This is a genomic window from Marinicellulosiphila megalodicopiae (assembly GCF_045862395.1).
Taxonomy (GTDB): Bacteria; Pseudomonadota; Gammaproteobacteria; order Pseudomonadales; family Natronospirillaceae; genus Marinicellulosiphila; species Marinicellulosiphila megalodicopiae.
The window spans coordinates 1,997,998-2,021,921 of record NZ_AP023087.1 but is presented as its reverse complement, the minus strand read 5'-3'; the positions used below and the strand labels follow the sequence as shown (position 1 = coordinate 2,021,921).

The window sequence follows — 23,924 nt, the reverse complement described above, 5'->3', positions numbered from 1 at the left end:
TAGTCGTTCTGCTTGAATAAGTCTAATGAGCAAAGTCACCTATAGTAATTTCATTTTAGATTAATCTTTAAATACGTTAATTTGAGGACCTTTAATATTAGTTTTAACTAAAAATACTTTACCACTTTCAGGTTTATCATTTAAATCTTGTTCAGAAAGACCGATACTTGCTGTGGTGATATACATTGTTTGATAATCATCCCCACCAAAACAAACACTGGTTGTAAGGGAGGCTGGTAAATGTAATTCATCAATTAAATCGCCTTGAGGATTAAAACATTGAACCCTTGCGTTATTCCATTGTGCATTCCACAAATTATCATGATTATCTATGCTAGATCCATCAGGCGCACCACTTTCAATTTCAGTTTGAATAAATACTTTCTTTTGTTTCGCAATTGGTAACCCATTCGTATCAAGAGGATATTCCCATATCGTTTGTTTGGTTGAATCTGCAAAATAAAATTTCGTTTTATCCGCACTCCAAGCTAATGTGTTTGATATACCAATATTTTCTTCAATAGTGATTTTATGTCCATTTGAATCAATACAACTTAATCTTCCCGTAGCTTTACCATCAATTGTGGACATCGTACCAACAAATAATCGACCCCATGGATCAATTTTTCCATCATTTGCACGATTAGCTGGAATATCTTCATCTAATAAACATAATTGTTTACGTGAAGGCATACCTAAATCAGGTTCAAAAAAGATAATTTCATTACTTAATGCAATGATTAATTTCCCAGATTCACAGACACCCACGCAGCCAATCATTTTTTCAAATGTCCAGCTTCTGTGTGTTTGTTTAATTGGATGCCAGTTATGCAAACGATTTTTTAAAATATCAACCCAATAAAAAGATTGCTCAGGTTCATGCCAAGTAGGCCCTTCACCTAAACTGCAAGGATCAACAGGAAGTGTTTCAATCGAAATAACCTCTAGCTTATTCATTTATGTGCTCCAAAATAATTTTAACAATATTTTCAACGGACTGAGTTGCATCGACTATTAATCCATATTCGGGTTTTTCTAATGCTTCAAATTGCGATCGAACCATATTTGCCTTCATAAAATGATTCTGTCTGCGCATCATTCTCTCAATTACCATTTGCTCAGACAAAGCAAGATGGCACCAAAAAGGATTCAAATTATCGGAAAGAATGACTCTATATTGCTCTTTGAGTGCAGAGCAAGCTAAGACAACCTGCTGATTCTGACTTGCTTTTTCAATCATCAATTGATTCAAATGCGCTAGCCAAGGCGCACGATCATCGTCAGTTAATGGTTGTCCTGAAGCCATTTTGTCGATATTAGATTGCGGATGAAAATCATCTGCGTCCAAAAACTCAGCGCTTAAATTTCTTGACACTTCATTTGCAATGGTAGATTTTCCACAACCACTCACACCAAAAACAATGACTGGATTGATTAATGCTTTCATCTCAGACCCTTTTTATTAAGCTTGTGTTGTCACAATTAATCGTAATGAACTCTGAACCAATACGATATCATTATTAATTACAGTAATAATATCATCAAATTGTTTCTCAGTACGCGAAATAGTTTCGTCTATTTCAGTTGTATCCTGCTGCTCATTAAATCGAGCTTTAATTGATTGCAATCGTTGAATTTCTTTATTGTAAAAACCATTAGCATTATCAATCGTTTTTACAATTAAATCTGCCAATTTATCTTTTGCTAATTGTTCTGAAGTTTGACCAAGTTTTTTAATGTCTTCTTTTTTACTTTGAACAATTTGATTTGCAAGCTGCCCTTTCACTTTTGTTAAGGAGTCTTGCAACTTATCTTCTGCTAAAACCTGATCAAAATCTTTCGGGTTATTTTCTAAATTGACAACACGAATAGATGCTTGGGCTAAAAACGGTTGAACTTGATGAATCAATGGGTGCTGGACACTTAATTGATACATACCTTCCAATAACACTAGCCCTGCGGGTAATGCATCACTTGGAAATAACGCTAATGTTGCAGTTCCAATTTCGCTGGTTTCTAATAAATCATACAGCCCTAACACAATAGGACTATCCCAAGTCACAAATCTAACTTCGTCACGACTTAAAGCAAGTTCACGATCAAAGGTAATTTCAGCGCCTTCTTCTGGAATGCCTGGCACAAAAGGTACCAACATATTATCGCTTGGTTGTAATGTGTAAAAACCGTTACCAAGCTCTTCGAAGTGCACATTTAACGCATCAAATGCAACTTCCAATAATTCGAATGGTGTTTGCTTTTCAAACTCTTTGATTTTTGCAACCAATGCATCCGCATCTGGTTGTCGACAACTTGAAATTTCTAATAGCTTATCGCGACCTTCTTGTATTTCACATAATAAATCTTCACTTAAAGCTCGTGCTTCACTCGCAATAACTTGTTTCAATTTAGGATCAGTTTGACTGCTAAAGGCTTCAAAAAATTCTTTATGAACCTGTCCAGCGGCAGGGTTTGATTTTTCTACGCAGTTCAGAACGGTATGAAACCAGTTAATATTATGAGATTCTTGAGTGTCTTTTACACAGGGTATCCAAATTTTAATATCTTGAGTTTGACCAATTCGATCCAGTCGGCCAATGCGCTGCTCCAATAAATCTGGTTGAGCAGGCAAATCAAAGCAAATTAAATTGTGACAAAATTGAAAATTACGACCCTCAGAGCCTATCTCAGAACACAACATTATTCGAGCACCTTGCTCTGAGTCTGCAAAAAATGCAGCAGAACGATCTCGCTCAATCAAACTTAAATCTTCATGAAATACTGCGCAACTTAATCCTTTTTTATCCCATAAATACTTCTCAATTAACAATGTTGTTTCTAAATCGTGGCAAATTAAAAGATGTTTGTCTTTTTTATCTTGCTGGTCCAACCAATTTGATAACCATTCTAATTTTGCATCTAATACATCATCTATTTCAATTGAAGGCGCATCTAAAATTACTTCTTTAAAAGTACGCTTAGGAAATCCTTTGACTGCATTACGAGTATTTCTAAAAATCCCCCGACCTGTTCCAAAACGATCAACTAATTCATTAACAATATTTGAAGTATCTTGATCAAAATCCACATTATATTTTTGTGAAATTTTCAGTTTTTCAGAATCTAATAAAAGATCATTTTCAATATCATTGATAATTTCAGTTAAATCTAAGTACTGCTTCTCTTGATCTAAATAGGACTCTAAACTTGAAAATTTATTTGGATCTAATAATTTCAATCTACCAAAATGCCCTTCTATACCAAGCTGCTCCGGCGTTGCTGACAACAAGATTAAATGTTTGGCCTCTTGCGCCATTTGATCTAATGACTCGTAGGCGATAGAAGGTTCATCGATTGTATATTCAATATGATGCGTTTCATCAACTACAATGCAATCCCATCGCTCTCTTGATATTTCCACAAAAGCCCCTAAATCATCAAGTACATCATGACTGGCTATATAAATTGCTTTTTCATCAACTGGAATACCTTGTTCCCACATTTGAACAGTTAAACTAAATCGACGCATCAACTCAACTAACCATTGAACTTTTAGTGCTTCTGGAACTAAAATTAAAATATGGCTGGCACGCTCTAAGCGCAACAAACGTGAAATTATCAAACCCGCCTCTATGGTTTTACCTAAGCCAACTTCATCAGAAAGTAAAACACGAGTTTGCTCTAATTGAGTGGCTTGTTGTGCCACATACAATTGATGAGCAAGCAAACCCGCTCTCGCACCAATTAAACCATTTAATTGTTGCTGCCAAACTTGTTGTACGCCATTTTGTAACTGTCTTCTTATTCCGAACCATTTCGGATGATCTAATTGCGAAGTAATCAGTCTTGTCAATGGTGAATTTAATTCGATATTTGCACTTAAGGCGGTTTCAGGAATAAGCTGATCTTCACCCTTTCCATTAATGCAGTCATAAAGTAAAAAACCTTCATGATCTAACACTTCTTTAATTTCTAATGTTTCGCCTGTATCAATTTGAATTGATTCGCCTTGTTCAAATCGAATTCGCGTTAAAGGAGCCTGTTTAATAGCATACAAACGCTCTTCATCACTTTTTGAAAAAAATAATGTAACGGTTCTTACATCTGACTGAACCACACTACCTAAACCTAATTCCGGTTCGCTATCTACTACCCAACGTTGACCTTGAACAAAACTTGACATGTACTACCTAATTAAAAATTTAATGGATGTAAACTTTTTGAAATATGTTTTTATAATTAACGACATCAAAAAGTGTAAAAATATATAATAAAAAAAGCCTCTATATAGAGGCTTTTTGAACAATTAACATTTAAGCCTCAACAGGAACCTGCCAAGACTGAACCATATCTAGACCAAACTCTTCTATCCAGTCATCCAATGGTTTAGGATTGCGACGTTTTTTCTCAATCACTTCATCAGTGATTGGGTTACGATATTTACCAATTACCAACGTAGGTTTTGGGATCGATTTTTTGGTTTTCTTTTCAACCTTCGCTTTTAATTCAGATTTAATTTCTTTCTCAACTATTTTTGAAAAATAATTTTTTAAATCTTCAAAAAAACTTGGTTTAGATGATTGCTCACCCACCACTTTAATCCACTCTACAATTGGAGTACTTTTTAATAAAAACAAATCTCGCTCAGTTAATCCATATTCTGAAAAAATTTCACGAACAGAGGCATCAAACGCTTCGATCCCTTCATTACGACGAGCTTCTTTTCTTTTTTGCTCTTCTAATTCTTCAATTAAGCGTTTGGCTTCTAATATTTTACGATCTAAATCACTCACACTCGGCTCCTTTTAGTTATCTTCTTTTTCAATATTTTTAGAAACAGGTTTCATATGCGGAAATAATATGACATCTTTAATAGTTTGGCTATTAGTAAAAAACATAACTAAACGATCGATCCCTAAGCCTTCACCAGCTGTTGGAGGCAAACCGTACTCTAATGCATTTATATAATCTTCATCATAAAACATCGCTTCGTCATCGCCTGCATCTTTTTCGGCAACTTGAGATTTAAAGCGCTCAGCTTGATCAATTGGATCGTTTAATTCTGAGAAGCCATTTCCAATTTCACGACCAGAAATAAAGAATTCAAAACGATCAGTAATTTCAGGGTTGTCATCATTACGACGCGCTAACGGAGAAATCTCTGCTGGATATTCTGTGATAAAGATTGGCCCTTTTAGTTTTTCTTCAACCGTTTCTTCAAATACTTCACACAATAGTTTTCCAATCCCCCAAGTTACCTTAGGTTCTATTCCAATAGATTTTGCTGCATTTTGAGCAGCTTCTAATGTTGCAAAATCCGATACTGAAAATTGTTCATTATAATTTAGTACAGCCTGAAGCATACTTAAACGCTCAAATGGGACGGCTAAGTCATATTCTTCATCAGCATAAGTAAGTGTCGTTGAACCAAGAACTGAATTAGCTAGATGACGTAACATTTCTTCAGTTAAATCCATTAAATCGTTATAGTCTGCATAGGCTTGATACCACTCAAGCATAGTGAATTCTGGATTATGACGGGTTGATACGCCTTCGTTTCGAAAGTTACGATTGATTTCAAATACTTTTTCAAAACCACCTACAACTAAACGTTTTAAATATAGCTCTGGAGCAATACGCAAAAACATATCGATATCCATTGCATTATGATGCGTTTCAAACGGCTTAGCTGACGCACCACCTGGTATAGTTTGCAACATAGGGGTTTCTACTTCCATAAACCCACGCTCTGTTAAAAAGCTACGTATTTGAGAAATTATTTTCGAACGTATTGAAAAAGTTTTACGGGTTTCAGCTGAAACAATTAAATCTACATAACGCTGACGATATTTAATTTCTTGATCAGCTAAACCCGACCATTGATCTGGTAATGGACGTAACGTTTTATTTAAAATTATAAAATCGTCATCTGTGAACATTTCACAATATAATTGCCCTTTACCTGATTTAGCTAATATACCTGAACAACCAATAATATCACCCAAATCTAATACAGCCCAATCCTCATTGCTTTTTTGCAATGCTTTACCTAAATAGGCCTGTACTGTGCCTGACTCATCTTGCAAAGTAACAAATGGGCCACGACGACTAATTACGCGCCCAACTATCGTGATCGATTTATTAATGCCCACTAAATCTTCTTTGGTTTCTTCACCAAACTCAGATTGCAACTGTGTTGCAGTGTGAGTGCGTCTAACATGATTAGGATATGCGTTACGACGAGCTTTGATACTGTCTAACTTTTCTATTCGTTGCGCAATTAATTTATTTTCATCTTGCAGTTGTGACTGTGTGTTATCGTTTATATCTGACATTAAAATATATTCTCTATTAATTAAAATATATACAGGAAAAGGAGTGCGGATTTTACTTTAATTAATTATTAAAATATACGCTAAGAAGGCGCTATATTTATTTTATTATAATTTTTTTATAAATGACGAATAATCAAAAATATACAATAACAATTTAATTTTCCAACTTAATATTATTTAATCACCACATAAATACTTAGCCTAATACATATTAAAAACATGATTCAATTCTACAAACATAAACATTAATTAAAAAAAAAGCCTCAAAAGAGGCTTTTACGCGATTTCAAACTGTCCTTTTGTTTGAAAACAAATTGCACTTCCCAACTTTTTCCAATCCGTTGAAAGATCCTATTGCAAACTACTTTAACTCAGTATGGCGCATTATTTACTTTTTGTTAGTTTTAATTTTGAAAAAGCCTTTTTCATTTTTGCAAAACACTCTTTTTTAGCTCTTTGTTTTATCAAAACAATTTAAATATAAATAATATATAAAACGCAAGACAATAAAAAACCCCACAAGGATAACCTGACGGGGCTCTTCATGTTCGGGCTTGGAGCCTGTCTTGCGACTAAACAAGTTAGGAAGGTTGCCTTCCGCGGTCTTGTTTACCAAGCTTCTAATTTATTCAGGGATGAATAATACGGTTAAACTAATAAAACACCAACTTTCATGCTTATATTTAATCATTTTACTTTCCTACAGGCAATAAAAAACCCCGTCAGGATAATCCTAACAGGGCTCTTCACTATTTGGCGTTTGACAATGACCTACTCTCACATGGGAACCCCCACACTACCATCGGCGATGCATCGTTTCACTTCTGAGTTCGGGATGGGGTCAGGTGGTACCAATGCTCTATGGTCGTCAAACAATTCTTTATGGGTTTCAGTTGTCTTAGCTATTTTAACTCTTATTAAACACTTTCGTATTTAACCTTCATCTCAATATGCAACCTTCATCCAAATTCGGAAAATAAGTTTAAGTTCTATGTCTGTACTTCAGGTAACTTACGTCGCTCATTATACAGTATTTATCTTTAGTTTATACACAAACTTCGTGCTTAAAATATCTTTCTTAGCTTCATTCACTTCATTGTATCTCTACAATTTAGCTCATATAACGCTAAGTCTGTATGCCCTCCACGGATGGAGGAAATACTCAAAATCGTATGGAACGATTTTAGTAAACAGCTTAGGCGTTATATGGTCAAGCCTCACGGGCAATTAGTACAAGTTAGCTCAATGCCTCACAGCACTTACACACCTTGCCTATCAACCTGGTAGTCTTCCAGGGCCCTTTAGGGAATTAAATTCCAGTGAGATCTCATCTTGAAGGAGGCTTCCCGCTTAGATGCTTTCAGCGGTTATCCCGTCCGAACTTAGCTACCCGGCAATGCCACTGGCGTGACAACCGGAACACCAGAGGTTCGTTCACTCCGGTCCTCTCGTACTAGGAGCAACTCTTCTCAAATCTCAAACGTCCACGGCAGATAGGGACCGAACTGTCTCACGACGTTCTAAACCCAGCTCGCGTACCACTTTAAATGGCGAACAGCCATACCCTTGGGACCGGCTTCAGCCCCAGGATGTGATGAGCCGACATCGAGGTGCCAAACACCGCCGTCGATGTGAACTCTTGGGCGGTATCAGCCTGTTATCCCCGGAGTACCTTTTATCCGTTGAGCGATGGCCCTTCCATTCAGAACCACCGGATCACTATGACCTACTTTCGTATCTGCTCGACTTGTCTGTCTCGCAGTTAAGCTGGCTTATGCCATTGCACTAACCTCCTGATTTCCGACCAGGATTAGCCAACCTTCGTGCTCCTCCGTTACTCTTTGGGAGGAGACCGCCCCAGTCAAACTACCCACCACACAATGTCCTCGATCCCGATTAGGGACCTGAGTTAGAACCTCAAATGTATCAGGGTGGTATTTCAAGGTTGGCTCCACAACAACTAGCGTCGCTGCTTCAAAGCCTCCCACCTATCCTACACAAATACATTCAAAGTCCACTGCGAAGCTATAGTAAAGGTTCACGGGGTCTTTCCGTCTAGCCGCGGATACACTGCATCTTAACAGCGATTTCAATTTCACTGAGTCTCGGGTGGAGACAGTTTGGCCATCGTTACGCCATTCGTGCAGGTCGGAACTTACCCGACAAGGAATTTCGCTACCTTAGGACCGTTATAGTTACGGCCGCCGTTTACCGGGGCTTCGATCAAGAGCTTCGTCCGAAGACTAACCCCATCAATTAACCTTCCGGCACCGGGCAGGCGTCACACCGTATACGTCCACTTTCGTGTTTGCACAGTGCTGTGTTTTTAATAAACAGTCGCAGCCAACTGGTATCTTCGACTGTCGCTAGCTTAGGGAGCAAGTCCCATCACCGGCAACAGCGTACCTTCTCCCGAAGTTACGGTACCATTTTGCCTAGTTCCTTCACCCGAGTTCTCTCAAGCGCCTTAGTATTCTCTACCTGACCACCTGTGTCGGTTTGGGGTACGATTCGTTATAGCCTGAAGCTTAGAAGATTTTCCTGGAAGCATGGTATCAGTGACTTCGGAGTCCGTAGACTCACCGTATTCGGCTCTCAGTATTCTCACTAAAGAGAGGGGACCGGATTTGCCTAATCCCCTTACCTACTACCTTAAACCAGGACAACCATCGCCTGGATCACTTAACCTTCTCCGTCTCTCCATCGCAGCTATAACAAGTACGGGAATATTAACCCGTTTCCCATCGATTACGCTTCTCAGCCTCACCTTAGGGGTCGACTCACCCTGCCCTGATTAACATGGGACAGGAAACCTTGGTCTTCCGGCGAGGGAGTTTTTCACTCCCTTTATCGTTACTCATGTCAGCATTCGCACTTCTGATACCTCCAGCAAACCTCTCGATTCACCTTCAACAGCTTACAGAACGCTCCTCTACCATTCTTATAAATAAGAATCCGTAGCTTCGGTACTATGTTTGAGCCCCGTTATATCTTCCGCGCAGGCCGACTCGACTAGTGAGCTATTACGCTTTCTTTAAAGGGTGGCTGCTTCTAAGCCAACCTCCTAGCTGTCTAAGCCTTCCCACATCGTTTCCCACTTAACATAGATTTTGGGACCTTAGCTGACGGTCTGGGTTGTTTCCCTTTCCACGACGGACGTTAGCACCCGCCGTGTGTCTCCCGGATAGTACTCACAGGTATTCGGAGTTTGCATGGGGTTGGTAAGTCGGGATGACCCCCTAGCCCAAACAGTGCTCTACCCCCTGTGGTATAAGTCCGAGGCGCTACCTAAATAGCTTTCGAGGAGAACCAGCTATCTCCGAGTTTGATTAGCCTTTCACTCCTATCCACACGTCATCCCCTAACTTTTCAACGGTAGTGGGTTCGGTCCTCCAGTTGATGTTACTCAACCTTCAACCTGCACATGGATAGATCACTCGGTTTCGGGTCTACACCCAGCAACTCAACGCCCTATTAAGACTCGATTTCTCTTCGGCTCCCCTATTCGGTTAACCTTGCTACTGAATGTAAGTCGCTGACCCATTATACAAAAGGTACGCAGTCACCTAACAAGTAGGCTCCCACTGCTTGTACGTACACGGTTTCAGGATCTATTTCACTCCCCTCACAGGGGTTCTTTTCGCCTTTCCCTCACGGTACTGGTTCACTATCGGTCAATTAGGAGTATTTAGCCTTGGAGGATGGTCCCCCCATATTCAGTCAAGGTTTCTCGTGCCCCGACCTACTCGTGTATCATGTATATAGTTCTTTCGTATACGGGGCTATCACCCACTATGGCGGCACTTTCCAGAGCCTTCTACTAAAACTATATATACTTTTGGGCTAGTCCCCTTTCGCTCGCCGCTACTTAGGGAATCTCGGTTGATTTCTTTTCCTCCGGGTACTTAGATGTTTCAGTTCTCCGGGTTAGCTTCTTTACCCTATGTATTCAGGTAAAGATAACCGCCTTATGACGGTTGGGTTTCCCCATTCAGGAATCTCGGGATTATAGGATGTTATCGCCTCCCCCGAGCTTTTCGCAGATTTCCACGCCTTTCATCGCCTCTAATTGCCTAGGCATCCACCGTGTACGCTTATTCACTTGACCATATAACCCTAAACAGTCTGCATTGACTCAATCTTACGATTGGATCAACAAGACTTAGGTTATATGCACAAAGCCAATAATGTTCTTGGTGATACTCAAGGTTTTGAGCTTTCGCTCAATCTCTCTTTTTCATTTATTACATTTTATAACGATATTTTTTCGCACAACGCTTGTATATAAACTCAGTTTTTAAATAATTGTTTCATGTAAGTGTCATAAATGGCGCTTACAGTCTTTCAATACATAAAACTTATTTTCATTTTCCAAATTTTTAAAGAACATGATTTTTTATACAGCCTGACTAAATTAGCCAAGCTATGTCAAAAAATCTAAAAAACAATTTGTGTGAACACTGATCAAAGTCTTATCGTTTAAGGAGGTGATCCAGCCCCAGGTTCCCCTAGGGCTACCTTGTTACGACTTCACCCCAGTCATGAATCACAAAGTGGTGACCGTCCCCCCGAAGGTTAGACTAGCCACTTCTTTTGCAACCCACTCCCATGGTGTGACGGGCGGTGTGTACAAGGCCCGGGAACGTATTCACCGTGGCATTCTGATCCACGATTACTAGCGATTCCGACTTCACGCAGTCGAGTTGCAGACTGCGATCCGGACTACGAAACACTTTGAGGATTGGCGCCCCCTCGCGGGTTAGCAACCTTCTGTATGCTCCATTGTAGCACGTGTGTAGCCCTACTCGTAAGGGCCATGATGACTTGACGTCGTCCCCGCCTTCCTCCGGTTTGTCACCGGCAGTCTCCTTATAGTCCCCGACATGACTCGCTGGCAAATAAGGATAAGGGTTGCGCTCGTTACGGGACTTAACCCAACATTTCACAACACGAGCTGACGACAGCCATGCAGCACCTGTCTCAGAGTTCCCGAAGGCACTAAAGCATCTCTGCTAAATTCTCTGGATGTCAAGAGTAGGTAAGGTTCTTCGCGTTGCGTCGAATTAAACCACATGCTCCACCGCTTGTGCGGGCCCCCGTCAATTCATTTGAGTTTTAATCTTGCGACCGTACTCCCCAGGCGGTCTACTTATTGCGTTAGCTGCGCCACTAAGAAGACAAGCTTCCCAACGGCTAGTAGACATCGTTTACGGCGTGGACTACCGGGGTATCTAATCCCGTTTGCTCCCCACGCTTTCGCACCTCAGCGTCAGTATTTGTCCAGGGTGTCGCCTTCGCCACTGATGTTCCTTCAGATCTCTACGCATTTCACCGCTACACCTGAAATTCCACACCCCTCTACAATACTCTAGTATGCCAGTTTTGGATGCAGTTCCAAGGTTGAGCCCTGGGCTTTCACATCCAACTTAACATACCGCCTACGCGCGCTTTACGCCCAGTAATTCCGATTAACGCTCGGACCCTCCGTATTACCGCGGCTGCTGGCACGGAGTTAGCCGGTCCTTCTTCTTTGGTTAACGTCACGGCTGATTGCTATTAACAACCAACTTTTCCTCACCAATGAAAGTGCTTTACAACCCTAAGGCCTTCTTCACACACGCGGCATGGCTGCATCAGGCTTGCGCCCATTGTGCAATATTCCCCACTGCTGCCTCCCGTAGGAGTCTGGACCGTGTCTCAGTTCCAGTGTGGCTGATCATCCTCTCAAACCAGCTACGGATCGTCGCCTTGGTGAGCCATTACCTCACCAACTAGCTAATCCGACGCAGGCCCATCTAATAGTGTATGGCCCGAAGGTCCCATACTTTGGTCCGTAGACATTATGCGGTATTAATCCAAATTTCTCTGGGCTATCCCCCTCTATTAGGTAGGTTCCTACGCGTTACTCACCCGTCCGCCGCTCGACGCCTTCTAGCAAGCTAGAATCGTTTCCGCTCGACTTGCATGTGTTAAGCCTGCCGCCAGCGTTCAATCTGAGCCATGATCAAACTCTTCAGTTTATATCTAGATACTCATTATTATTAAAACTACTGTAAATAAAATTCACTATGTAAGCTCTAATTGAGTCAAATTTTTTGTGCCGATCTCACGATCTACCGAGGTAAATCATGGACCGGCTATTCGACTTCAACCAGTGCCCACACAAATTGTTTTTTTGTTTGTTAAAGAACGTTTGCTTAAGTAGCCGTTTGGCTTCGTTAAGCGAGGCGCGCATTATATAGAGTTGCGAACCTTTGTCAATCTTTTTTAAAATTTAATTTTGAATTAGATTTTAAAAATTACTAACTGAATCAAGTACTTAGCACGCTTCGGCTTCGCTTTGATCCCCCTCTGTCTCAGCAGGGAGGCGAATAATACGCGCTTTAGATTTTTAGTCAACCAATTAACCAAAAAAAAATGCCATTTTATTAAAATAAAATGGCAAGCTTGTTTTTTAGTTTGTTTTTTAACCGTTTATTTTAATATTTGATTAAATTTCAAACTGAACAAACTATTTCTCTTCAACTTTTTTTGGCTTTTCATCAAAAGCTTTAAATACCTGAAGCATCCTTGGCAATAAAGTTAAAGAGCCAAGTAACGCAATAAACATTGCAATTGCAGTTAGCATCCCAAAATAAATGGTAGGTTTAAAATTAGACAGCACTAAAATTGAAAAACCCGCAATAATAGTGAGGGACGTATAAAACATAGCCTTACCAATGGTTGCATGAGACCGAAACACTGCTTTTTGATAATTGTGATCGATTGCGAATTCTTGCTTGAATCTCACTATATAATGAATTGTATTATCTACTGCAATGCCAATTGTTATCGAGGCAATGGTTATAGTCATCATATCCAACGGGATTCGCAGCCAACCCATAACCCCCAAAACGAAACCTGCGGCTAATAAGTTTGGAATAATTGCAATTACAGCCAACTTAATATTTCTAAATAAGATCAAAAACATAATCATGATCCCGGCAAAAACCGCACCTAACGTTAAAATCTGAGAATCAAATAAACTTTGCAGCATATTATTGTAAAGTACCATCATTCCAGAAATTTTGATCGTGCCTTCTTTTTCCTCAACTATTCGCGATAAATCCAACTGAATTTGCTCAAGTAAATTGGCTCGATTCAATGTTGGAGAGGAATCAATCATGCGCACATTAATTCTTGCTTGGTTTTGCTCAACACTTACATAGGGATATATCACAATTTCACGAAACTCTTCAGGAATCACACCATATAATAAAGCAAGTTGCATGGTACTGAACGCTGAATTATCATTAAATCCTTCTGCAATTTCAATCATCGTTGCCAAAGAAATTACTTTTCCAGTCTCTTCCAGGGCATCTAAATAGTTGTGTACTTTTTTGATAGTGGCAACGCGCTCAGCGGTGAACCAATATTTTTCAGGATCAATATCAGTGACAAAATCATCAGCAAACCCCAATTCTATATCGCCATCAAGAAAATCTTCATCCAGAAAACCTTCGTCTAAAAATTCATCCTCGTCTGAGTCTGTTAGAATCAAATTTTTAGGCACTGACTTTTTGGTGATATCCGGCCCTGCTGGAAAATCTATAATAACCTCTAATGGCGTCGTCCCACCTAAGCGCTGATCGATAACAGTCATCCCCTGATAAATCTCAGTACTTTCATCAAAATAATCAATAAAACTATTTTCAACTATTAATTTAGACGCACCTATTACAGTAAACCCAACCATCAATACAGAAATAGCCAACACCGAACTACCAAAACGCAAAGTTAATCTTGCCAAAAACTTGGTAACTTTATTTTTACCTTCTTGTTCAACGTCTTCAGATTTCGGACCTAGTAACATCACAATTGCTGGGAAAATAATAAAAGTAAGTGTAAATGATGCAATAATTCCAAGCGTCATCATCCAACCAAAATTAATTACAGGACGAATACCACTGACAAGCAATGACATGAAAGCCACACCGGTGGTCAAACACATATATAAACAGGGTACAAAAACTTGCTCTAAAGTTTTACGAACACGTTCAATATGACTAATTGACTCACGCGCATAAATTTCTCGATACCGTACTATCAAATGAATACACATTGACAAAGTTAAAATTAATAACAACGAGATAAAGTTTGAGGAAATCACAGTTACCTGCCAATGCAATATTCCAAGCAATCCAATCATGCTATAGACTACAGCAGCACAACAAATTAAAGGAATCATCACCCAGCGAAGCTTTCTAAAAATTAACCATAACATCCCAATTAAAAAGACAAGCACCCCTACACCAAAATTAATTAAATCATTTCGAACGTATCGAATAATGTCATCAATGATCATTGGCGCACCGCCTAAATGAATCTCTGCATTATCTTGATATCTCTCTAATATTTCTCGAACATCCTTAATTAGTTTTCTTGTTTTAGCAGACTGCTCTGCATTGTGCCTTTTAATGGTTTCCGTTGCGCCATCGATGTTAACTTGTAGATTTTTGGAAGGCTGTTTTTCATAAAGCGCATAATAAGTCTGTCTTGCGGCAAGTAATTCTTCCTTTACGGTATCTATAGGGAATTTGATTTGTAATGCTGTCGTGTTTTTATCAAGATTTAACAACATATTTACATATAAAGGACTATTAGCCAGCTCTTTTTTAGCCAGCTCGATATCCGCATCAGGATCTTCTAATGTTTTAATATTATTGACTAATTGATCAATGGGTACAGGTGGGTTAGATAATAAAGGGACATCCATTACCGAAATTACCGATTCAATACCGGTAACAGTACGTAAATCGTTACGCAATTGAGTAAGATTTTTTAAAGATTCAACTGAAAATAACGGCGCTTCTGGTGTATATGTTAGAACTAAAAATTCTTGCTGACCGTATCTTTTTGAAAGCTGTCTAAAATATTGAAGATCTTCATCCCCTTCTAAAATTAAACTTTCAGCCGATGCATCCAACTCAAAATCATCCAAGCCACTAGTAAAAACAACAAGTGCACCGATCACCGCAATTAAAATCAATAAAGGCTTTTTCAAAAGTTGATCTTCAACAAAGTGCTTTACAAGATTTAACATATTTTTCCCTAGACAATACTTAAAAATGCGACTTTATCATAATTGCTTAGTAGCGCACACGATTTATCAAAGCACACATCAAATTTACATAGTGTAACCAAGTTTAGCCGCTCAAATTCAATGAGCTTGAAATAAATTGCTATATTTATAAACAATTGAATATATTGAGCCAGCTATGCATTCTTTTAAACACAAATTACCGCATACACAACACACTTTAAAAGTAGCACTCATACCTTTTCTGACATTATTTATTTTCACTCAATCTTGCCAGCCTGTAATAATCGATACAAAAACAGATTCTACTGACATAACTTCTGAAACAAAAACAAAAACAGAAACTGAAACTGAAACTGAAACTGAAATAGAAACACCTAATATTCAATGCAACGATGTATTTACAGAATTTAAAAAGAGTATTTTCCCAGTTTTATCTAGTACATGCGAAAGTTGCCACATAAGCAACTCCGCTTTTGAAACGCCTTATAAATTTAATAACCAATCCAGTGAGTTAGCTTTTCTAAGCACTCTTGATTATTTATACGACAACCCAAATGCCAATTTTTTTGTTTTAAAACCCACCAATCAAGTTATGCATAATGGTGGATATCAAATTGATACCGATTCAAATACCGAATCGCTATTTTCTGATTTTATCCATTTAACCGAACAACTGCCCTTTCAATGTACTTCAACAGATTTAATCATTAATAACGAGGTGATCGATGCGCGTTTAAGCAATATTACAAGATTATCTCTTTCGCAAAACTATCAAAAAGCATTATTTACTTTAACAGGTAAAACAGAATCTTTAACAAGTATTAACCAAATAACCACCGAACAACAATTCAAACAATCTCTTCGTAGCCAATTATCAGAGGATGGTTTTACTGCATTTTTGATCAATGGAGCAAATGATCGCTTACTCACTTTAAAATTTGCCAACTCGCAAAGTTTCGCAATTGACAGTATTAACTCCTGGATTTATCAAGATATTTATACAAAATTAGGTGAAAGTGACATTGCAAGAGATCTTGCTCAAAAAGCTATGCAAGACCTTATTGATGCATCAACCGTCACCCCACCAGAAGATGACCCAAAAGTGATTCAAGCCAGACTGCATTATCAAACGCTAGCCGACGAAAATTGGGATATGCGCAAAAAAATTAATCGCGCTATTGCAGAAGAACCCCTAAGACTAATAGATCATGTTGTGCAAAATGACCGACCGTATACAGAAATACTGACTGCCGACTATATGATGGTCAACGGATATAGCAACCAAGCATTTAATGGTGAGCATGCAATTAAAGATTTAGCAGAGGATGATCATGAAACATGGGCTGAAGGCTACATTGCCTCTCATCGTTTTTTATCTATTGATCAATATGGTGAAATTGCACAAGCAGATAAAGATTTCAGCCAATACGAACAAGGTCATGTGCCAAATAGCGGTATTTTATCAAGCCCTGCTTTTTTAATGCGATTTCCATCTACAGACACCAATAAAAATCGTGCACGTGCACGATGGACTTATAAGTTCTTTTTAGGTGTCGATATAGAAAGACTAGTACAACGCGCTCAAGACCCAGATGAACTTGCGAAGATAACGGACCCTGGTTCTGAAAATAGCTCGTGTTATGGATGTCATATTATTATGGATCCTGTTGCAGGCGCTTTTCAAAGTTTTGGAGATTCTGGCGCCTATTTAGAAACTGCAGGCACAAGCTCTTTACCTTGGGACTACATTGGTAATCATGAAAGTTATGAACAAGATGATCGATGGTATCGTTCTAACATACCACCTGGTTTAAACGGCAAGAATATAAACACACAAAACTTATACGGGAAAATTGAAGACACTCAATTTGTTGATCCTATTCAATGGCTTGGCAAACACATTATTAACGACAAACGCTTTGCCTCTGCCACTGTTGAATTTTGGTACCCTGCCGTTATGTCCCATGATTTATTATTAAAACCTGAAGACACAGACTCTCCTGCATTTCTTGCCTATCAAATTCAACAAAATATTATTAAAGAGTTAACCGATCAATTTGTACAATCTAATTATGATTTAAAAACATTATTAATTGAAATGACACTCACTGATTTATTTGCTGCAAAACAATTTAAAAACGCCTCATCTTCACATGATATTGAATTTAAAAATTTAGGCTTGGGTAATTTATTAACTCCAGAGCAAATTGACAATAAAATGATCGCGATCACGGGTAAACACTGGACCTACAACTGGTCTTTGGACACCCATAAATTAATTGACGATTATTATTTATTTTTGGGTGGTATTGATTCTGACAAAATCACCGAACGTACAAGAGAAATAAATACGATGATGGTTCAAACTATTGAACGTATGGCACAAGAGATGAGTTGCAAACTTGTACTCGATGAATTTAATGCTGATTTAAATACACGTAAACTATTCACATTTGTAAACGCCAAAACCATTCCAGAATTACCTCTATCGGCATTTTTAACCAATGACAACTTAAACGAACAAGTACTGGATTATGTCGAAGTATCCCAAGACAACATCATTCAACAAATTCAATATTTAGTGCATTTATTTTGGAATCAACAACTTAGTGCTGACGACCCTGAGGTACTGGCTATTTACCAATTATGGCAAAACATTTGGCAGTCTCGTTTAGAAAATGCAACTGATTTTAGCTCATTACACAATAGTGACAACGAAAATACAGAGCTGCAGGAATTTTGCGAAGTGAATTGGGATGAATTAAATTGGGATGATGTAGATTATTCAAAAATCGAAAACATTAAAGCTAATTTAGGCGAATTCTATAATCCTGAACACACCATTCGCCCTTGGTCTGCGATCTTAATTTACTTAATGACCGATTACTTTTTTATGTACCAATAGGCCAACTATGCAAAGACGATCATTTTTACAATTAATGACAGCTTCAAGTTTAAGTGCGTCATATATTCCCAATATCAATGCAGCGACATCAAGCGCATATAATGGCCCGATATTCATTTGTATTTCTTGTGAAGGTGGCTGGGACGTAACCAGCTTTTGCGACCCAAAGACGTCTTACACCAACGAAGACAACCACCAAGTATGGGTAAATAATTGGGCAAATCCAAATAATCCTAATTTTTCAAACATACAAAGTGTGACCAACTCTGAAATTAAATATGCGCCTTTTGCTTTGAACTCAGAATTATTTACAAACCATGGAGACAAAATGCTCATTGTAAATGGCATTGACGCTCAAACTAATGCACATCAAGTTGGCGTTAGACATAATTGGAGTGGACAAATTGCAGATGGTTATCCTTCATTTACCGCTCTTGCCGCAAGAATTTATGGACAGGGGTTACCCTTAGCATTTTTAAGTAACGGAGGATATCGTCAAACAGCAGGCCTTATTCCATTTACATTAATGTCCAACCCAAACACATTAGGCTCACTAGTTAATACAAACAGACCAACTTACATTGGCCCTCAAAATTTGACACGCCCCGGTGAAATGGATTTAATTCAATCGGCTAAATCTGCACGTTTTAATCGCTTAGAAGCAAACGATTTATTATTACCAAAAACCAAACATTCGTTAATTCAAATGCAAGCGGCCATTGCGGCAAGATCTCAATTAAGTGCTTTGGAAGCGCATATTCCAGAGACACTCATTAATGCAAATACATACGGTACTTACAACCCACTTCTACCTCAAGCCCAAATGGTATTAGCCTCGGCTAAAGCAGGCTTAACCGTATCGGCCGATTTAGTTCTGGGTGGTTTTGATACTCACGCCACACACGATGAAGAACATTCCATTGCGTTAACGAATTTAACTCAAGGCATTAATTATTTATGGGAAGAGGCTGAACGTTTAGGGATTGCAGATCGCCTGCGTGTTTTCATGACCTCTGATTTTTCACGCACCCCTCAATATAATGAAGGAGACGGTAAAGATCATTGGCCAATTGGCTCTGCCATGTTTATGCAAAAAAGTCCTACTTGGTCAACACAGGTCATTGGTAAAACAGATGAAAAACATTTAGCGCTTTCGTTAAATTCAAATTTAAGTGTTGCTGACGATCAAGAAACGGGAATAATTATAGAACCTAGACATGTACAACATGCACTTAGGCATTGGGCAGGAATAAATAATGATGCTGAGGGAATTTGCGCTCAGTTTGATTTAGGCGCGGATGATTTAGATTTAACTCAAGTGTTTGTTTAGTTTATTACTCAGATCACATCAAAATTTGATGTAACTTGAGCAGTTCAAGAGTCTAGTAAATAATAATCGATTGATTTATAAATACACACGAAGCACTTCAAACATTAAACCGATCACACCACCAAATACTGCACCCCAAATTACCAACCAACCTAAATGAGATTTAATCAATTGCTGCACGATGGTTTTAATTTGAGCAGAGCTTAATTCTTGTAAACGACTTTGGATGATCACTTCAATTTTTTGTTGAATTTTTTCGCTTAAATCATCACTTGATAACTGCTTTTCAACGGACTCTTGAAAAGACTCACTTTGAGCAATGACCTCCAAAGAGTTTTTCATTTTTTTGATAAACGGCTCTTTTAAAGGATCCAGCGCTTTTTCGCCACCAAACATACCTAACATAGAACCAAATGATGATTCAATTACCGCATGTTTTAACGCCTCAAAAGCAGGCGTTAAATCCATGGTTTCAATAACGGGTAATAAATCAATTTTCTTACCGTTTGACTGACTTAAGAATTTTTGAATATTCTCAACATTAAAAAACTCTTCCATCATTATTTTAGAAATAGCCAATTTAAATTGATTGAAGTTTTTTTCAATAATTCCCGAACCATATAGGCCTGGTACTTTTTCAAATAACATATGGATCGCTAACCAATTTGTTAAACTGCCAGACAGTGCGAATAATCCAACTGACAATAAAATAGTTTGATCCAAAACCACGGCAACAATTACGACAATAAAAACAACGACATTGGTGAGTAACGACTTATTCATCATCTTTTTAAAATTCTCATCCACGTATACACATTAATCATTTTTAACAAACTAGCTGCAACATAAGTAAATGCCGCAGCACGTAAAACTTTTCGAACACCAGGCAAGTCACTATCATCTAGATATTGACCTTTTTCTAAAATTGGCAATGCTTTATTAAAACTGGCATCCACTTCAACAGGCAAAGTAATCAATTGAAATAATACCGCAACAAGAAAACAAGCTATAGCAACAATCACAAAAAACAATATTGCAATGGGTGACTTAATTACAAACCCAAGTATTGGTAGCATATAAATAATTAACACAGCGATTTTTTGAAATAACAAAGCAAAAGGTGCCATTTTTAATCGAAGGTTAAACATATTTTCATCATTATCATGCTGTATTGCATGACCAACTTCATGAGCAGCTACAGCAACGGCAGCGACTGATTGTCCACTATATATTCTAGAAGATAAATACACTGTTTTTTCATCTGGCGAATAATAATCAGAATCACCTGGTAATACTTGAACTTCAACAAGTTTCAGCTTTTCTACTAGATGCTGAGCAAACTCGCCACCCGTACCGGGTAAATCCTCGCGATGTTTTGAAAATCGATTAAGTTGATACTTAATCCAAAGAGTGGGTAAACTACTTAATAAAAAAACAAATAGAACCAATAAAATAACAAATGGCATGGTTAGTCCTTAATAATTTTAAATTGATTAGCTACTTTTTTAAACGCAGCCTCGAGTGATTCTTTATTTTTCATTTCTATAAAATGCCGTTTACGATCTTGAATTTTTCTTTCTTTTTCTGGTAATGCATTTCTTGCTTGGTGCGTATCAAAATCTTGTAATTTTTCGTAGACTTCATCAAAAATACTAAATGGTGTTTTGTCTAAATTTTCCATTTCCAAATTATCAAGTAACACTTTCACACGAATACAGGCTTCAGAAATATTTAACTCACCTTTTAAATAAGATTGCGCAATTACATGTAAACTGGTTTGCAGATAATTTTGGTGTTTTGTATTGGCAATATGACGTTCGTTTTCTAACTTGAAAGACTGCTCTTTTGCATGATTATTTTTTTTATAAACTTGCAAACATAAAATAAAAGCATAACTTGACAACCCAAGAACAATCAACAATCCACAAAGAAGCCAAATCATACTAATTCATCCACACTGATAATAGTGGAACTTTGGGTTTGCGAATCAAACACAATCGATGCCTGTCCATTTTTTAACTGTTGCAATACTTGCCCTTTTTTAGTTTCAATTGAAATTTCAGATGCATCGGAATCTCGTGTTACGTATTCCACTAATAAATTATCAAGTGCCTCTTCTGACAATTGTCTAAACGGTATAATCATCATGAATTTTGCTCTCCGATTAAGTTGTCTAACCATTGAATAAATTGTTGTTCATTTAAAATGGACACATTTAATGTTTGTGCTTTAGCTAATTTACTGCCTGCTTTTTCACCAGCAACTAATGTATGGGTGTTTTTTGAAACTGAGCCTGCTACTTTTGCACCCAATGAAATCAGTTTATCTTTTACTTCGTCACGACTCATTACAGATAACTTACCTGTCACCACCCAAGACTGACCATTTAATGGCAAGCCTTCTTTTTTAACTACTTCAGGCCAATTTAAGATTGTCGCTAATTTATTCACTAATTCAACATTGGAATCAATTGCAAAGAATTGCAAAATATATTCAGCGACCACAGGACCAATATCATCCACTTCAAGTAATGCCTCTTTTGAGGCTGTCATTATATTATCTAACGTTAAAAAATGCGTGACCAAATTATTTGCAGTTGCCACACCCACTTCACGTATACCTAAGGCATAGATGAATCGATTTAACGTAGTAGCTTTACTTTTTTCAATGGCATCAAGCACGTTTTGAGCGGATTTTTCAGCCATACGGTCTAAATTTGCTAATTGTTCTAATTCTAAATAAAACAAATCATCAAAATGTTTAAGCTGTTCTTTTTCAACTAACACTTCTATAAGTTTTTCACCCAACCCATCGACATCCAATGCTTTTCTTGAAACAAAATGTTTAAACCCTTCGGTTTTTTGTGCACTGCATTCTAAAGAATTCATACAGCGAATAATCACCTCACCTTCAATACGCACTAATTTTGTCGAGCAAACTGGACAGCAGTCAGGGGCAACAACCTTTTTAGATCGCTCTTCCACTTTGCATAATTCAGATTTTATTAAATCCCCTTTTGAATCGCTTTCATTTTGATCCATTAAACGTTTGCTTAAATTTGCCATTACTTTTGGAATCACATCTCCAGCACGACTTATTAATACTGTATCGCCTTCATATAAACCCAACCGCTCTACTTCGTCCATATTATGTAGCGTAACATTTGAAACAGTCACACCACCAACAAATACAGGCTTTAATCTTGCCACAGGAGTCACCGCTCCCGTTCTGCCAACTTGAAATTCAACTTTTTCGACTATGGTACTTTCTTCTTGAGCTGGAAATTTATGAGCAATTGCCCAACGAGGCGCACGCGAAACAAATCCCAATCGTTGTTGTAGAATTAAATCATCTACTTTAAAAACGACGCCATCAATTTCATAATCTAACGAATTCCTGATATTACTTAAGTGATCAAAGTATTCAAGACACCCATTTACTCCATCAACCACTTTTGAGTTTTCATTTATTTTTATTCCCCAGCTTTTTAATTGATCCAATATTTCACTGTGGTTTTGCGCAAGTCCATCACCATCAACTAACCCGACACTATATGCACACATTTCCAATTTACGCTGACTTGTAATATTTGCATCTAATTGACGCACACTGCCAGATGCTGCATTTCTTGGATTGACATAACTTTTCGTACCTTGCTTTTCTGCCAATACATTTAATGCTTCAAATGATTTTTTCGGCATGTAAATTTCGCCACGAACTTCTAAAATTTTTGGATATCCACTTCCCATTAATCTTAATGGAATATTTTGTATAGCACGAACATTGGCTGTTATATCTTCGCCGGTTGCGCCATCACCGCGTGTAGCACCTCGGGTTAATTGGCCTTCAATATATAATAAACTAACAGCGATACCATCTAATTTTGGCTCACAGGCAAACTTAAGTGTCTGAGTATTATTAATTCGGTTATCGATACGTTTAGAAAATTCATGCATGTCTTGTTCATTAAATGCATTATCTAATGACAACATTGGGATTTCATGATTTACAGTTGTAAATCCAGCTTTGACTTCTGCGCCTACTTTTTGGGTGGGACTAACATTGGATTGAAATTCTGGGTATTTAGATTCTAATGCAATTAACTCTTGCATCAATTTATCGTAGGTTGAATCAGACACAAATGGTTCATCAAGGACATAATAACGGTAATTATGCCCTTCAATTTGTTGCCTGAGTGATTCTATTTTTTCTGATATTGTTTGATTGTCTTGTTTTTCTTTTTTATTGGATTGTTCAAATAAATCAGGAGTCATA

The 23,924-nt window shown here is 38.0% G+C and carries 13 protein-coding genes and 3 rRNA genes; 2 read left to right on the top strand and 14 right to left on the bottom strand.

The window, feature by feature from the left end; genetic code table 11:
• Window positions 1-60: 60 nt before the first annotated feature.
• The 9 genes from TYM08_RS08595 to TYM08_RS08555 form a co-directional block, all read right to left on the bottom strand.
• Window positions 61-957, bottom strand: coding sequence for an SMP-30/gluconolactonase/LRE family protein (locus TYM08_RS08595; protein WP_422382564.1), 897 nt, complete (start codon window positions 955-957; stop codon window positions 61-63).
• Window positions 950-1,447, bottom strand: coding sequence for a gluconokinase (locus TYM08_RS08590; protein WP_422382563.1), 498 nt, complete (start codon window positions 1,445-1,447; stop codon window positions 950-952). The genes TYM08_RS08595 and TYM08_RS08590 overlap by 8 nt, the downstream gene beginning before the upstream one ends.
• A 15-nt stretch (window positions 1,448-1,462) precedes the next feature.
• Window positions 1,463-4,180: a helicase-related protein gene (locus tag TYM08_RS08585; RefSeq protein WP_422382562.1), complete on the bottom strand. Its 2,718-nt coding sequence runs from the start codon at window positions 4,178-4,180 to the stop codon at window positions 1,463-1,465.
• A 130-nt stretch (window positions 4,181-4,310) separates the two neighbouring features.
• Window positions 4,311-4,790, bottom strand: a complete 480-nt coding sequence (locus TYM08_RS08580; protein ID WP_422382561.1) for a hypothetical protein — start codon at window positions 4,788-4,790, stop codon at window positions 4,311-4,313.
• A 12-nt stretch (window positions 4,791-4,802) separates the two neighbouring features.
• Window positions 4,803-6,332 carry a lysine--tRNA ligase gene (gene lysS / locus TYM08_RS08575; RefSeq protein ID WP_422382560.1) on the bottom strand — a complete coding sequence of 510 codons (1,530 nt, stop codon included), beginning with the start codon at window positions 6,330-6,332 and terminating at the stop codon, window positions 4,803-4,805.
• A 758-nt stretch (window positions 6,333-7,090) separates the two neighbouring features.
• A 5S ribosomal RNA gene (rrf, locus tag TYM08_RS08570) occupies window positions 7,091-7,205 on the bottom strand.
• 333 nt (window positions 7,206-7,538) lie between these two features.
• Window positions 7,539-10,440 (bottom strand): 23S ribosomal RNA (locus tag TYM08_RS08565).
• A 372-nt stretch (window positions 10,441-10,812) separates the two neighbouring features.
• Window positions 10,813-12,352, bottom strand: a 16S ribosomal RNA gene (locus TYM08_RS08560).
• Together the 16S, 23S and 5S rRNA genes form the textbook arrangement of a ribosomal RNA operon.
• 491 nt (window positions 12,353-12,843) lie before the next feature.
• Window positions 12,844-15,414 (bottom strand): efflux RND transporter permease subunit, encoded by a 2,571-nt coding sequence (locus tag TYM08_RS08555; RefSeq protein ID WP_422382559.1) that lies wholly within the window; start codon window positions 15,412-15,414, stop codon window positions 12,844-12,846.
• 175 nt (window positions 15,415-15,589) lie between these two features.
• Here TYM08_RS08555 and TYM08_RS08550 point away from each other — a divergent pair, with 175 nt between their 5' ends.
• Both TYM08_RS08550 and TYM08_RS08545 read left to right on the top strand, forming a co-directional pair.
• On the top strand, window positions 15,590-18,319 hold the full coding sequence (locus tag TYM08_RS08550; protein ID WP_422382558.1) for a hypothetical protein: 2,730 nt from the start codon (window positions 15,590-15,592) through the stop codon (window positions 18,317-18,319).
• Between the two features lie 7 nt (window positions 18,320-18,326).
• Window positions 18,327-19,649, top strand: a complete 1,323-nt coding sequence (locus tag TYM08_RS08545) for a DUF1501 domain-containing protein (RefSeq protein WP_422382557.1) — start codon at window positions 18,327-18,329, stop codon at window positions 19,647-19,649.
• A gap of 75 nt (window positions 19,650-19,724) precedes the next feature.
• On the opposite strand, the gene TYM08_RS08540 is transcribed toward TYM08_RS08545, so the two are convergent.
• Genes TYM08_RS08540 through ligA form a run of 5 tightly spaced genes read right to left on the bottom strand, consistent with a single transcriptional unit; the run spans window position 19,725 to window position 23,923 of the window.
• Window positions 19,725-20,456, bottom strand: a complete 732-nt coding sequence (locus TYM08_RS08540; protein WP_422382556.1) for a DUF445 domain-containing protein — start codon at window positions 20,454-20,456, stop codon at window positions 19,725-19,727.
• A complete protein-coding gene (locus tag TYM08_RS08535) occupies window positions 20,432-21,115 on the bottom strand; it encodes a zinc metallopeptidase (protein ID WP_422382555.1) in 684 nt (227 codons plus the stop codon). Before TYM08_RS08535 ends, TYM08_RS08540 begins: the two co-directional genes overlap by 25 nt.
• Window positions 21,116-21,117: 2 nt before the next feature.
• Window positions 21,118-21,591: a DUF2489 domain-containing protein gene (locus tag TYM08_RS08530; protein WP_422382554.1), complete on the bottom strand. Its 474-nt coding sequence runs from the start codon at window positions 21,589-21,591 to the stop codon at window positions 21,118-21,120.
• Window positions 21,588-21,797, bottom strand: a complete 210-nt coding sequence (locus tag TYM08_RS08525) for a YheU family protein (RefSeq protein WP_422382553.1) — start codon at window positions 21,795-21,797, stop codon at window positions 21,588-21,590. The genes TYM08_RS08530 and TYM08_RS08525 overlap by 4 nt, the downstream gene beginning before the upstream one ends.
• A complete protein-coding gene (gene ligA, locus TYM08_RS08520) occupies window positions 21,794-23,923 on the bottom strand; it encodes an NAD-dependent DNA ligase LigA (RefSeq protein ID WP_422382552.1) in 2,130 nt (709 codons plus the stop codon). The genes TYM08_RS08525 and ligA overlap by 4 nt, the downstream gene beginning before the upstream one ends.
• Between the last annotated feature and the right edge of the window lies 1 nt (window position 23,924).

Excerpts from the sequence above, each read along its gene's own strand:
- TYM08_RS08595 (WP_422382564.1), bottom strand. The coding sequence starts at position 957 with ATGAATAAGCTAGAGGTTATTTCGATTGAAACACTTCCTGTTGATCCT.
- TYM08_RS08590 (WP_422382563.1), bottom strand. The coding sequence starts at position 1,447 with ATGAAAGCATTAATCAATCCAGTCATTGTTTTTGGTGTGAGTGGTTGT.
- TYM08_RS08585 (WP_422382562.1), bottom strand. The coding sequence starts at position 4,180 with ATGTCAAGTTTTGTTCAAGGTCAACGTTGGGTAGTAGATAGCGAACCG.
- lysS (WP_422382560.1), bottom strand. The coding sequence starts at position 6,332 with ATGTCAGATATAAACGATAACACACAGTCACAACTGCAAGATGAAAAT.
- TYM08_RS08555 (WP_422382559.1), bottom strand. The coding sequence starts at position 15,414 with ATGTTAAATCTTGTAAAGCACTTTGTTGAAGATCAACTTTTGAAAAAG.
- TYM08_RS08550 (WP_422382558.1), top strand. The coding sequence starts at position 15,590 with ATGCATTCTTTTAAACACAAATTACCGCATACACAACACACTTTAAAA.
- TYM08_RS08545 (WP_422382557.1), top strand. The coding sequence starts at position 18,327 with ATGCAAAGACGATCATTTTTACAATTAATGACAGCTTCAAGTTTAAGT.
- TYM08_RS08535 (WP_422382555.1), bottom strand. The coding sequence starts at position 21,115 with ATGCCATTTGTTATTTTATTGGTTCTATTTGTTTTTTTATTAAGTAGT.
- TYM08_RS08530 (WP_422382554.1), bottom strand. The coding sequence starts at position 21,591 with ATGATTTGGCTTCTTTGTGGATTGTTGATTGTTCTTGGGTTGTCAAGT.
- TYM08_RS08525 (WP_422382553.1), bottom strand. The coding sequence starts at position 21,797 with ATGATGATTATACCGTTTAGACAATTGTCAGAAGAGGCACTTGATAAT.
- ligA (WP_422382552.1), bottom strand. The coding sequence starts at position 23,923 with ATGACTCCTGATTTATTTGAACAATCCAATAAAAAAGAAAAACAAGAC.